Annotated in this window: 13 protein-coding genes; 6 read left to right on the top strand and 7 right to left on the bottom strand. The window is 37.7% G+C overall.

The features are described from left to right. Positions 1-3: 3 nt before the first annotated feature. Genes lpxA through msrA form a run of 3 tightly spaced genes read left to right on the top strand, consistent with a single transcriptional unit; the run spans position 4 to position 2,671 of the window. Complete coding sequence (lpxA, locus tag PRO_RS06975) at positions 4-858, top strand: acyl-ACP--UDP-N-acetylglucosamine O-acyltransferase (protein ID WP_011125567.1); 855 nt, start codon at positions 4-6, stop codon at positions 856-858. Positions 859-860: 2 nt separating this feature from the next. Further along, a complete protein-coding gene (lpxB, locus tag PRO_RS06970) occupies positions 861-2,033 on the top strand; it encodes a lipid-A-disaccharide synthase (protein ID WP_011125566.1) in 1,173 nt (390 codons plus the stop codon). Next, on the top strand, positions 2,033-2,671 hold the full coding sequence (gene msrA / locus PRO_RS06965; RefSeq protein WP_011125565.1) for a peptide-methionine (S)-S-oxide reductase MsrA: 639 nt from the start codon (positions 2,033-2,035) through the stop codon (positions 2,669-2,671). The genes lpxB and msrA overlap by 1 nt, the downstream gene beginning before the upstream one ends. A gap of 15 nt (positions 2,672-2,686) precedes the next feature. Here msrA and PRO_RS06960 read toward each other — a convergent pair whose 3' ends face one another. After that, on the bottom strand, positions 2,687-4,177 hold the full coding sequence (locus PRO_RS06960) for a leucyl aminopeptidase (protein ID WP_011125564.1): 1,491 nt from the start codon (positions 4,175-4,177) through the stop codon (positions 2,687-2,689). Between the two features lie 38 nt (positions 4,178-4,215). After that, positions 4,216-4,818, bottom strand: coding sequence for a hypothetical protein (locus PRO_RS06955; RefSeq protein ID WP_011125563.1), 603 nt, complete (start codon positions 4,816-4,818; stop codon positions 4,216-4,218). A gap of 159 nt (positions 4,819-4,977) precedes the next feature. Here PRO_RS06955 and PRO_RS06950 point away from each other — a divergent pair, with 159 nt between their 5' ends. From PRO_RS06950 to pyrF, 3 genes are read left to right on the top strand one after another with little or no spacing between them, the layout of a single operon-like run. Next, a complete protein-coding gene (locus PRO_RS06950; RefSeq protein ID WP_011125562.1) occupies positions 4,978-5,298 on the top strand; it encodes a DUF1825 family protein in 321 nt (106 codons plus the stop codon). A 52-nt stretch (positions 5,299-5,350) separates the two neighbouring features. Further along, positions 5,351-6,601 (top strand): tyrosine--tRNA ligase, encoded by a 1,251-nt coding sequence (gene tyrS, locus PRO_RS06945; protein ID WP_011125561.1) that lies wholly within the window; start codon positions 5,351-5,353, stop codon positions 6,599-6,601. A gap of 20 nt (positions 6,602-6,621) precedes the next feature. Continuing rightward, on the top strand, positions 6,622-7,344 hold the full coding sequence (gene pyrF, locus PRO_RS06940) for an orotidine-5'-phosphate decarboxylase (RefSeq protein ID WP_011125560.1): 723 nt from the start codon (positions 6,622-6,624) through the stop codon (positions 7,342-7,344). Here pyrF and plsY read toward each other — a convergent pair. Genes plsY through PRO_RS06915 form a run of 5 tightly spaced genes read right to left on the bottom strand, consistent with a single transcriptional unit; the run spans position 7,336 to position 11,541 of the window. Further along, complete coding sequence (gene plsY / locus PRO_RS06935) at positions 7,336-7,932, bottom strand: glycerol-3-phosphate 1-O-acyltransferase PlsY (protein ID WP_036891998.1); 597 nt, start codon at positions 7,930-7,932, stop codon at positions 7,336-7,338. The genes pyrF and plsY overlap by 9 nt on opposite strands. A 20-nt stretch (positions 7,933-7,952) precedes the next feature. Next, positions 7,953-8,987: a DUF3086 domain-containing protein gene (locus PRO_RS06930; protein ID WP_011125558.1), complete on the bottom strand. Its 1,035-nt coding sequence runs from the start codon at positions 8,985-8,987 to the stop codon at positions 7,953-7,955. 39 nt (positions 8,988-9,026) lie between these two features. After that, positions 9,027-9,434: a DUF3119 family protein gene (locus PRO_RS06925; protein WP_011125557.1), complete on the bottom strand. Its 408-nt coding sequence runs from the start codon at positions 9,432-9,434 to the stop codon at positions 9,027-9,029. Between the two features lie 5 nt (positions 9,435-9,439). Continuing rightward, a complete protein-coding gene (locus PRO_RS06920; protein WP_011125556.1) occupies positions 9,440-10,186 on the bottom strand; it encodes an MlaE family ABC transporter permease in 747 nt (248 codons plus the stop codon). After that, positions 10,183-11,541, bottom strand: coding sequence for an MFS transporter (locus PRO_RS06915; RefSeq protein ID WP_011125555.1), 1,359 nt, complete (start codon positions 11,539-11,541; stop codon positions 10,183-10,185). The genes PRO_RS06920 and PRO_RS06915 overlap by 4 nt, the downstream gene beginning before the upstream one ends. Between the last annotated feature and the right edge of the window lie 70 nt (positions 11,542-11,611).

The raw sequence follows: 11,611 nt of genomic DNA, 5'->3' as shown, positions 1-11,611 counted from the left end.
TCAATGATTGATAGTATTAATTCTCTAAAAGACCAGCGGCCTAACTCAGTAGAGGTTCATCCTTCAGCATTTGTCGATCCAAAGGCAGAGCTTGATAAAGGAGTTGTTGTAGGGGCTGGGGCAGTTATTGGTCCAGAAGTAAAAATAGGATCTAATACTGCAATTGGTCCCAATGTTGTTCTAGATGGAAGAGTGACAATAGGGACATCTAATAAGATCTTCCCTGGAGCTTGCATAGGTCTTGAACCTCAAGATTTAAAATATAAAGGTGCTCCAACTGAGGTCGTAATAGGTAATAACAATACTTTTAGGGAATGTGTAACTGTAAATCGAGCTACTAACGAAGGAGAACAAACTAAAATAGGAAATGAAAGTTTATTGATGGCTTATACACATATTGCACATGGATGTGATGTCGGTAATCAGGTAATTATTTCGAACAGTGTTCAGGTTGCCGGTGAAGTGGTTATTGAAGATATGGCAGTAATAGGAGGCTCTTTAGGTATTCATCAATTTGTTCATATTGGTTCTTTGGCGATGGTTGGTGGAATGACAAGGGTTGATAGAGATGTACCACCTTATTGTCTAGTTGAGGGGCACCCAGGGAGAATTCGTGGATTAAACCGTGTAGGGATTAGACGAAGAGGACTCCATAGTGATAATCCAAATGAATTTAGTCAGTTGCAAGAGGTTTGGAATTTAATTTTCAGATCGGGACACGTATATAAGAATGGTTTAGAGATCGCTAGGGAGAGAGATCTCCTTCATGCTGCGAATGATCTCTGCTCTTTTCTTGAAGCTTCCATTGAAAAAGGTCGTAGAGGACCTATGCCTTTTTTAAGTGCAGAAAAATTGTAATTATGCGCTTGTTAATAAGTACTGGAGAAGTCTCTGGTGATCTGCAGGGAAGTTTCTTGGTCAAGGCTTTAATAAAGGAATCAAAGAGACGATCAATACCATTGAAGATTATTGCGCTTGGGGGTTCCCGAATGCAAGATGCGGGGGCAGAGCTTATTACAAATACCTCTTCCATAGGAGCAATTGGGTTTTGGGAAGTTTTGCCTTATTTAATTCCTACTCTAAAAGCACAATTTAGAGTTGATCGCCTATTAGTCGAACAACCACCAGATGCTCTTGTTTTGATTGATTACATGGGTCCAAATATCAGACTAGGGAATAAAGCGCGCAAACTTCTTCCTTCTCTCCCAATTATTTATTATATTGCTCCTCAAGAATGGGCATGGAGATTGGGTGATAGTGGATCAACCGATTTGATTGGCTTTAGCACTAAAATACTGGCAATTTTTAAGAAAGAAGCCGATTTTTATTCTTCTAGAGGGGGGAAGGTTAGTTGGGTAGGGCACCCAATGCTAGACAATTTAAAAGAATTACCTCAACGAGATGAGGCATGCCAAAAATTAGGATTGGACCCTAGCTGTAAGTTCTTATTAGTTTTACCTGCTTCTAGATCTCAGGAACTTAGATATTTACTGCCAACACTTCTTAAAGCGGCTGCTTTAATACAAGCAAATGATCCTTCCCTTGTTGTTCTTTTACCTGCTGGACAAGAGAGCTTTGAGCCATATCTTGAACAAGCTTTAAGTGATTTTGGAGTAATTGGCAAGGTTTTTCCTGCAAAAGATACTGATAGATTAAAGTCATATATTTTTCAGGTTTCAGATCTTGCTTTGGCTAAGTCAGGCACTATTAATATGGAATTAGCTTTACACTTAGTACCACAAATTGTAGGTTATAAAGTAAGTAGAGTGACAGCATTTATAGCGAAAAGATTTTTAAACTTTTCTGTTGATCATATATCTCCAGTGAATCTTTTGCTAAATGAAAGATTAGTTCCTGAGCTTGTTCAAAAAGAATTCACAGCTAATTCAATTGTCAAGGCTGCGATCCCTTTGTTAAAGAATAGTATTGAACGCTCTAGAATGCTTAAAGGTTATCATAAACTAAGAGAAAATTTAGGTGAAAATGGAGTCACAGATAGAGCGGCCAATGAAATTTTAGATTCATTTATATAATGTTTATTTTCAAGCCTATTTTAAGAATTTTATACCTTACTATAATTTGTATTTGTTTATTGCTGTTTGTTCCTCAAGCAAATGCTTTAAATGATAGCGCAGTGTTTGCTGGAGGATGCTTTTGGTGCTTAGAGCATGATTTTGAATCATTGAAAGGAGTTTTGTCTGTTGAAAGTGGTTATACTGGAGGAAAGACAATTAAACCTACTTATAAGAATCATAAAGGCCATCAAGAGGCTATTAAGATTACATTTGACCCTTTAGAAGTAAGTTTTGAGGAATTATTGAAAACTTACTGGAGGAATATCGACCCTTATGATGGTGGGGGGCAATTCTGTGATAGAGGCGACTCTTATAGACCAGTTATTTTTTATAAAGATAATTCTCAGTATGACTTAGCAAATAATAGTCTTATAAATGCAGCAGAGGAATTATCGGCTTCATCAAATAATTTAGCGGTTAAAATTGAGAGATTGGATGAATTTTGGGAGGCAGAAGATTATCATCAGGACTTTGCCCAAAGAAATTCTGTTAAATATAAGTTTTATCGTTATAGCTGTGGAAGAGATCAGCGTTTAGATGAGGTTTGGGGAGTTAATGCACGCGAAGGTATTAAATGGCTTAAAAAGATGCCTTGAAATTATCGTCACTTCTTATTTTTCTATATCTGGGTTCGATTTACAGGCCCAATTGACTAACGTACGTACACCAAAGCCAGTTGCTCCTGCAGGATCAATGCCTCTATCTTTATCAGTCCAACATGTCCCTGCAATATCAATATGAGCCCATTTGATCCCATTGCTAATAAATTCTTTTAAAAAGAGAGCTGCTGTTATTGATCCCCCAGATCTAGGCCCAGTGTTTTTGATATCAGCAAGCATGGATTTAAGACCTTCTTTATAGGACGCTTGGAGAGGCATTCGCCAAAGCTTTTCGCCGCATGCACTCGAGGCGTCTTTTAATTCGTTCGCAAGTTCATCGCTTTCCACCCATAACCCCGCAATTTCTTCGCCAAGTGCAATTACGCAAGCACCAGTTAATGTTGCTAAATCTACTATTGCATCAGGCTCAAGCTTACATGCGTAAATCAGTGCATCAGCAAGAGTTAGTCTTCCTTCTGCATCAGTATTATTGATTTCTATAGTGGTTCCGTTAGAGGCTTTGATGATATCTCCAGGATGCACAGCTGAACCATTAACCATATTTTCACAAGCCGCAACAATGAAATGAACTTCTGTATCAACTGGAGCCAATTCCCCTATTGCTCGAGCAGCGCCAATTACCGCAGCACTCCCTCCCATATCGTATTTCATCATTTCTATTTGAGAGGCACCAACTTTGAGGTTGTATCCTCCTGAATCAAAAGTTAAGCCTTTCCCTACCATTGCTATTCGACGTTTTATCTGCCCATTTGGCTTGTAGGTGAGATGAATAAATTGTGGCTCAAGATCAGAACCTTGAGAGACTGCTAGATAAGCTCCCATCCCTTCTTTTTCACATTCTTTTCTATTCAGGATTTTGTAATTCCATTTAAACTTCTTTGCAATTTCAACTGCTTTTTCTGCTAATGCAGCAGGTGTTAATTCGTTTGGCGGGGCTGCTACAAGTTCTCTTGCAAGCTCTACTCCAGAACAAATTGGATCAACTTCTTTGATGATGTTGTGATTACTTTCAGGAAGCCCGATTAAGTCAATTGATTGTGGGTTGTTTTGTGGTTTTGGTTCACTTTGAAAACGAAGATCTTTGAATATGGATAATCTCATTGCCTCAGCCACTGCTTTAGAAGCACTAATAGGATTAAATGGCTCCCAAGGGAAAAGGATTCCAATTTTCCCTTTGGAGCCAATGCTTGCTCTTGAGGCAAGAGCAGCACCTTCACGCAGATCATCAATTGAAAGTGCCTCAGGTTTTCCTAGGCCAATCAAAATAATCTTTTCAAGAGATTTGCCTAAAATTTCTAATTTTATGAGTTCACCAGCCTTGGCAGAAAAATCTTTTTCTTCTACATGTGTGAGAAGTGAATCGTAGTCGCAAATTTCTTCTAAAAGAGATAGTTGCTCTTGAATTTGACCTTCTAGGAGACCAACTGCGATTATTGAACCTGTCCAATCAGCTAGATTTTTTTGATATAAAGAGATTTGCATTTGATTGTTAAGGAATTGATTAATGCTAACTGCTTTGTCTATTTAATTTCATTAGTAAAAGGTGTGCTCCAAAAACCTTTTGTCTCTTTATTAAAAGCTGGTAACCATTTTTGAATAAGTTTCTGCTCCAAATCTCTTCGGGGTTTTGTCTTTTTTGGAACATCTGCCCAGAATCTAATGCTCAATTGAGTTGTCAATCCAGCTTTCTGACAAGCTTCACAATAGGCTTGTAGGTAATTTTTGCAATCATGTTCACCTTTCCATCTTTTTTCCGCTGCAACAGTTTCTCCTATATAAAGCAATATATGAGAATTTAGAGCTTTTATTTTATCCATTACTAGATATATAGCAGGTCCATGATGAGATGACTTTGGCCATTGCCAGAAATTAAGTGGTAATGGCGTTAGTTTTAGTGGGTTTAGATGAATGCTCACTTCGTCATTTGGTATTGATTCAAACATTGATCCTTGGCAAGGTGTTTGAGAGATGTTTTGGAAAATAGATTCTTGGTAGGAGGAGATTCTTTTTTGCCATGCTTCTATTACATCCCTCTTGAATGGCAATTCAACACGATGGAAGCTTCGCTGACTTAGATAGTCTTTATCTGTAAATAATTCGCCTTGTCTTTTTGATAAGTTCATTTTATTGCGATGGTTTGGTGTTCCCTACTTTCAAAAAATACTGATTCATATCAAAATAATTATAATTGAGCTAAATTCTTCCAAAATTAGAGAATTTCGTGTTTACACACCAATTTTCTCAGGGCTCAAGAAAGCTTCTAATTATAGGAGGGCAGGTATATGGCATTTTTTGAATCTGAGATAGTACAGGAAGAGGCAAGAAGTCTTTTCTCTGATTATCAGAACCTTATGAAATTGGGAGGTGATTATGGAAAGTTTGACCGTGAAGGAAAAAAAATGTTTATTGGCAAAATGGAGTCTTTAATGGAACGCTATAAGGTTTTTATGAAGCGATTTGAACTTTCTGAGGATTTCCAGGCAAAAATGACTGTCGAACAATTAAAAACACAATTGGGCCAATTTGGTATGACTCCTGATCAAATGTTTGAGCAAATGAATTTAACTTTGGATAGGATGAAATCTCAACTTGATGACTCATAGTCTTACATAGTGATTCTGTCCATAAACCATTTCTTGCATAAAGAAAATCGTTATGCTTGAGCAGCTCACTTCTCTGCCAGACTGGCTTGCAAGGGGGGTAGCTGATTTATTCCCATTAGCGACTAATAACTCTGAAAAAGACCAGAGCCTTCTTCTAAGACTTTCACAGGCTTCAAGGAGTAATGTTCCGTTGAGAGTAAAGCTAGGTATAGATCCTACTGGTTCAGAAATTCACTTGGGGCACAGTATTATTTTTAGAAAACTTAGAGCTTTTCAGGATGCTGGTCATACGGCTATTTTAATAATAGGTGATTTCACTGCACGAATAGGTGATCCAACTGGTAAAAGTAAAACGCGTGTTCAATTATCTCCTGAAGAAGTAGAGAAAAATTCAGAAAATTATCTTAATCAATTGGGTAAAGGACAATCAAAAGAGACATCTCTGTTGGATTTTGAAACTGAGGGACGTTTAGAAGTAAGAAGAAATAGTGAATGGTTAGAAGGTTTTGACATGGTTCAAATTATTGATCTCCTTAGCAAATCAACTGTTGGCCAAATGCTTGCAAAGGAAGAATTTGCTAATCGTTATACATCGGGCACCTCAATTGCTTTGCATGAATTTTTATATCCTTTATTTCAAGGATATGATTCTGTTGCTGTTCAAGCAGATGTAGAGCTTGGAGGAGTCGATCAAAAATTTAATGTAGCGATGGGGAGAGATATGCAGCGTCACTTTTCCCAGAAGCCACAATTTGGGTTGTTATTGCCAATTCTTGTTGGCTTAGATGGAGTTCAGAAGATGAGTAAAAGTCTTGGCAATACTGTAGGGCTTGCTGAGGATGCTCTTTCAATGTATTCCAAGTTAGAAAAGGTTCCTGATAGTCAAGTGAACAACTATTTGACCTTGCTAACTGATTGTGAGATCAGAGACTTAACACTTAACGCTAGAGAACTTCAAAAATTTATGGCTTTGAATGTAACTGCTCAATTTCATGGTTTATCTGTAGCAAAAATTGCACAGAAAGATGCTTCTAAGATTGTTTCAGGGTTAAAAGAAACAGTCGAAGATGTACCTGTCTTATCTGTATCGAATGTCAATTTCCCAACTAAGGCGTTTCATTTGCTTAGCTCAATTGGTTTGTGTTCAAGTAGCAGTAATGCTAGAAGGCAAATTCAAGGAGGAGCTCTTCGAATTGATGGTAAGAAAATCCTCGATCCAAACTTTGAATTCGTTGATCAGAAAGATATTGTCGGAAAGATATTGCAATTAGGAAAAAAGACTTTTAGACGGATTTCTAATTAATAACTCACTTCATTTTTTCAATGACTCTTTCTTTTAAGCCTGAAGATAAATTAATTCTTGCTCTTGATGGCATGAGTGGAGCTGAAGTGTTTATGTTGATAGAAAAATTACCTAATTTGATTTGGGTCAAAGTAGGTTTGGAATTGTTTACTTTGCTAGGCCCTCAAATCATTAATCAGCTTAGAGATCGAGGAAAGAAGGTTTTTTTAGATCTTAAATTTCATGATATTCCTACTACTATGGGACGTGCTTGTTATCAAGCTGCAAAGACTGGTGCGGAATTGATCACAGTTCATGCATGTGCAGGGAAAAAAGGTATTGAAGAGGCTAATAAATCCGCAGTTAAAGGAGCTAAAGAAGTAGGTTTGCCTCCCCCTAGTCTTTTGGCGGTTACTGTTTTAACAAGTTGGGGATCAAAAGATTTTGTTCAAGAGCTTGGGATCCAACAATCTTTGGATCAAAGAGTCTCTTTGTTAGCGAATTTAGCTTCTTCAGCAGGTATTCAAGGTTGCATATGTTCCCCTTTAGAAGTAATGAAACTGCGAAAAGATTTTCCCGAACCTTTTCAATTAATTACTCCGGGCATTCGTTCTTGCGGAGAGAATATTAATGATCAGAATAGGATTATGACTCCTTTAGAGGCAATTGATGCAGGCTCCTCTAAGTTAGTTATAGGTAGAGAAGTTACTAGTTCAGAAAACCCTTCAGATGCTTTTAATAGAATTTGTTCTCAATTAATTTGATTTTCCAATTCTAGGCTCTTGCCCTTTTATCAATCTTATTAAGTTAGATCTGTGTCTCCACAAAACTAAAATCATTGCAATAAAACTGATCACAATATATGGGATGGAAAAGGTCTCTTTTGAATTAATAAGCATTAGTACAGGTAGGCTTATTGCAGCAGATATGCTTGCTAAGGAAACTATCCTCCAAATGCTTAATATTAGAAGGAATATTCCCAGAGATCCAAGACCTACTTGCCAAGAGATTCCAAGAAACACTCCTAAGCCTGTGGCAACTGCTTTTCCACCTTTACCTTTTAACCAAACTGGCCATATGTGACCTGATAGTGATGCAAGCCCTGCCGCAATTTGCAAGCTTTCATCTAAAAGAAATGATTTTGCAATTAAAATAGCACCTATACCTTTAGTAACATCTATAAAGAACACAAATAAAGCAGGTGTCTTCCCTACATGCCTTAAAACATTAGTTGCCCCAGTAGACCCTGACCCTATTTCTCTAAGATCTATTCCTAATATCCATTTGCCTGCAAGATAACCACTTGGTAGAGATCCAAGTAAATAACTAACCAATAACGTAAATAATGCAATAGTAGAAATTGAAAAGTCCATTAAATCAGCTCTTCTTCAAGGTAAAGTTCTTCATTGGTAGCTGCAAAAGCTAGCCATATAGGAAATTGAAGTATAGGTATCTCAATATTTCTTTCAGCAGCATCGATAAGAATTAAAGGCACTTCGTTTTCTGCTTCTAAGCGATCTGCTCTTTCAATAAGGGGTTCAGCACGCTCAAAAAGTACAACGCCACTATTTGGGCCAAAGTCTTCTCTGTTAAGGCCTAAGGCATCTTGAAGTCCGCGGCGCCATTCACCAAGTCTTTCGGGTTGGCTCGCTAAAACTAGAGCTTGAAATCGATCACCATACAATTCTCCCAGTATTGCAATCAAAGCTGCTGACAATTGAACGTTTTTAGATCTATTCCCAAGACTTGGTTGGGCACCTCTCCCACCCATATTAAAGAACCAATCTTCTAATATTTCTGCATCTTGTGCATCCAAGCTTCTTCTGAATTTCCAAGGATTTGCGTAATAGTCTGGACCTTCAATGTATTGCCCTAAAAGTTGAAGTATGAGATCTTTGTCTGGTTTAAATGTATCTGCAATTGCAGCAATTTCTTCTGCCTTTTCAGACACTGTTGATGTTTCGATATTGGTTTTATCAAGAGGGGAAGGAGTTACTACAACTGGTTGAGCAATAAGTTCAAGTTGCTCAACCGATTGACTTAAATCTTGTAGAGCTCCTGTCAAGTAATCTTGAAAGCCTTTAACTCGTCTAGCAATTGAATCAGATTGGCCTGAGAAAGATTGAGAGACTTCCTTTTCAAGTTTAATTTTTCTTTTTTCAAGATCTTTTATATCTGATTCTAATTCTGTACGTTTTTCTTCAAGATCTTTTAAAGCTAGTTGGAAGAATTCTGTGCTATTTAACTTTTCTGAATTTTTAACTTTAGATAAGTTTTCTGAAGGATATATTCTCTTTTTAGAGTTGTTTTTCTCGCCTTCTATATCTGATTCCTTTATGACTTGGATTTCATTACAATCTTCATCTGCTTTGGATTCATTTTTAGATTTGGGATCTACTTCAGTCATTAATTTATTGTTAGAAAGCGATGAATAGTTTTGATATTTTTATTTTTGTGTTATCTCTTTAGAGCCAACACGTAATTTTAATTGGGTTTCTAGCATTGTTCTATCAAAAAGGATTGGCAAGAGGTGAGGACTTGCAGTTTCTCTGAAGTAAAGAATACCAGGTAATTGAGGAAGGAAAATTCTCCATGCAAGCCAGTTCTTAAAAGGGAAGCATCTTATCTCTTTCCCTAATTGCATTACAATTAGGTCTTCTGAAGTAAATTTCAGTCTAAGAGTAAAAGATTGAATTAATAAAAATAGCCCAAAACTACTTATTGTAATTCCTATCCATGTTTGAAAGGGGCTTATTAAACTAAATATTCCTATTAATATTATTAATAAAGGCAGTCTATACATTGGCTCAAGTATTACTACCTCAGCGTTATCAGTTGGAGATGAACTTTTCATAGGAATTAGCTAAATAGAACTTTGGTTAAAACAACATCCATTAATGAAACAGTTAATAGAGTCATTACTACTGCACCAGTAGTACTCGTCCCTACTTCTTTTGCACCACCTCGAGTAGTTAGGCCCCAACCGCATGCTATTACAGCAATCTGTAGACCAAAAACAACTGCTTTGATTAGCATGAATGGGAGATCAGTTAGTACGATCCATTCCTTGACTGAATTCCAGAAAACATTAGGAGGGATGCTGTAAAAGGCCGTGCTACTGACTTGTCCACTCCATAATGCTACTGAGAAAAACAATAAGCATTGTAAAGGAGCCATCACAACCATTGCTATTAATCTTGGTACGACCAGGTATTCCACTGGATCTGTTTTTAGCATAGTTATTGCATCTATCTGTTCTGTGACTTTCATTGTTCCTAATTGAGCAGCATAGGCTGTCGCAACTTTTCCTGTAAGGAGTGTTGCGGTCAGCAATGGAGCAATTTCTCTTGCTAAACCAATTGCAAGAAGACCACCTACTTCAGACCCAAGACCTTGTCGACTTAGTTCAGCAGCGACTTGGATATTAAAAACTGTACCTGCTGAGACTCCAGTAATTAGAACAATTAGAAAGCTTGCTGGCCCTGCTTCCATAAGTTGATCAATTAAGTCTGCTTTGTTAAAACGACCTTTCGTAGTAGAAGTGACAGCTTGCCCTCCTATAATGCAGCTACTGCCAAGTCGTTTAAGCCAACGGGGTGTTTTCATAAGTTGTTTATCTGGTAAGGGCGATTGTTGTGATTAGACCAGTTTTTCATTATTAATAAACCAAGAACTACAAGCAATGTAGGTATTAGACCCATGCAGATTCGGATGGTTGTTATTGCAGTATCTGATTGCTCCATGCAATTAACAAGATCAACGCAATCATTAGATGATCGATAACCTGACAACGAAAGCAAAAGACCAAGCAACTGGACACTTATTCCAATCCCAATTTTCTGAATCAAGACCATCCAAGCTGTATAAATTCCTGCAGGTTTATCTGGATCAGCGTCTATAGCATCTGGAAGCAAAGACCAAGGGATTAAATATGCTGTTGAAGCACCAAATCCTAAGCAAAGGATTGTTATTAATAACATAACCATCTTCCATGATTGGGAATTATCTAGAATTAAAAGGCTTTGAAAATCAACACCAGAAGAAATTGGAGGTAAAATCATTGCAATTAAGCATGCAGTTATCCAGATAAATGAACCCTTGAAAAGTGCCTTAATGCGGCCATTCTTGTTTGAGTAAAGACTCCAGAATTGAAGACCTACTAGTGCACTAAGTTGAAAAGGAACAGGGATCCATTTTGAAATTTCTGTTGGTACTCTCATTACTTGCTCTAAATAAATTAGCGAAACTGTTTGCATTAATTGGAGCCCACACCAGAGAAGCAAATAAAGACCAATGATTTTGAGGAATTTTTTGTTGTTATATATCCGTTGGAATTGAAATTTTATCGGTTCAGAAGTAATTATTGGTTTTCTTGCTTTCTTTGCAAATGGAGAGAGACCCCAGCATGAAATCAAAGTGGCGCAAGTTGCTATTAAGCCGGTAATTCGACCCATTTGGACATAGCCATTGTTTCCTGACGATAAAAGCGATGCTGCTACAACAAGCCCAGTCAATCCAGCCAGAATAGAACCCGTAAACCTTGCTGCGTTAAGTCGAGTTCTTATTGAAGTGTCTTCAGTTATTTCTGTTGCTAAGGCAGCAAAAGGAAGGTTCACACTGGTATAAGCAGTCATAAGAATTACGGTTATGAATATGTAATAACTAGTTTTTTCAAATGTATTACCAGGAGGTACCCACCAAATAGCCGCAAGACTCAGCCCAAGAGGTACAGCTGCACCTATCATCCAGGGAATCCTGGGCCCCCATTTTGATTTTGTGTGATCGCTTAGCCAGCCAATTAGAGGATCATTTATTGCATCCCAGACCTTTATTACCATTAGTAAAGAACCTGCCATAAAAGCAGGCAGTCCTGCAGTGCTAGTGAAAAAGGTAAAAAGGTAGAACCCAAGTTGAGTCGCAGCCAAGCCAGTACCAGCATCTCCTAATCCATAGGAAAGCATTAACCTCCTACGTGACCTGCTGCCGAGGAATTTAGTCTTTCTTGGTCTCGTTAAAGGGGGCTGCACAAGG

The organism is Prochlorococcus marinus subsp. marinus str. CCMP1375, from assembly GCF_000007925.1.
GTDB classification, from domain to species: domain Bacteria; phylum Cyanobacteriota; class Cyanobacteriia; order PCC-6307; family Cyanobiaceae; genus Prochlorococcus_E; species Prochlorococcus_E marinus.
Note: the sequence above shows the minus strand (reverse complement) of the source record. Positions and strands in the feature narration are given on the sequence as shown.

Bases quoted from the DNA above. Each gene is read 5' to 3' on its own strand.
- lpxA (WP_011125567.1), top strand. From the start codon at position 4: ATGATTGATAGTATTAATTCTCTAAAAGACCAGCGGCCTAACTCAGTA.
- lpxB (WP_011125566.1), top strand. From the start codon at position 861: ATGCGCTTGTTAATAAGTACTGGAGAAGTCTCTGGTGATCTGCAGGGA.
- msrA (WP_011125565.1), top strand. From the start codon at position 2,033: ATGTTTATTTTCAAGCCTATTTTAAGAATTTTATACCTTACTATAATT.
- PRO_RS06960 (WP_011125564.1), bottom strand. From the start codon at position 4,177: ATGCAAATCTCTTTATATCAAAAAAATCTAGCTGATTGGACAGGTTCA.
- PRO_RS06955 (WP_011125563.1), bottom strand. From the start codon at position 4,818: ATGAACTTATCAAAAAGACAAGGCGAATTATTTACAGATAAAGACTAT.
- PRO_RS06950 (WP_011125562.1), top strand. From the start codon at position 4,978: ATGGCATTTTTTGAATCTGAGATAGTACAGGAAGAGGCAAGAAGTCTT.
- tyrS (WP_011125561.1), top strand. From the start codon at position 5,351: ATGCTTGAGCAGCTCACTTCTCTGCCAGACTGGCTTGCAAGGGGGGTA.
- pyrF (WP_011125560.1), top strand. From the start codon at position 6,622: ATGACTCTTTCTTTTAAGCCTGAAGATAAATTAATTCTTGCTCTTGAT.
- PRO_RS06930 (WP_011125558.1), bottom strand. From the start codon at position 8,987: ATGACTGAAGTAGATCCCAAATCTAAAAATGAATCCAAAGCAGATGAA.
- PRO_RS06925 (WP_011125557.1), bottom strand. From the start codon at position 9,434: ATGAAAAGTTCATCTCCAACTGATAACGCTGAGGTAGTAATACTTGAG.
- PRO_RS06920 (WP_011125556.1), bottom strand. From the start codon at position 10,186: ATGAAAACACCCCGTTGGCTTAAACGACTTGGCAGTAGCTGCATTATA.
- PRO_RS06915 (WP_011125555.1), bottom strand. From the start codon at position 11,541: ATGCTTTCCTATGGATTAGGAGATGCTGGTACTGGCTTGGCTGCGACT.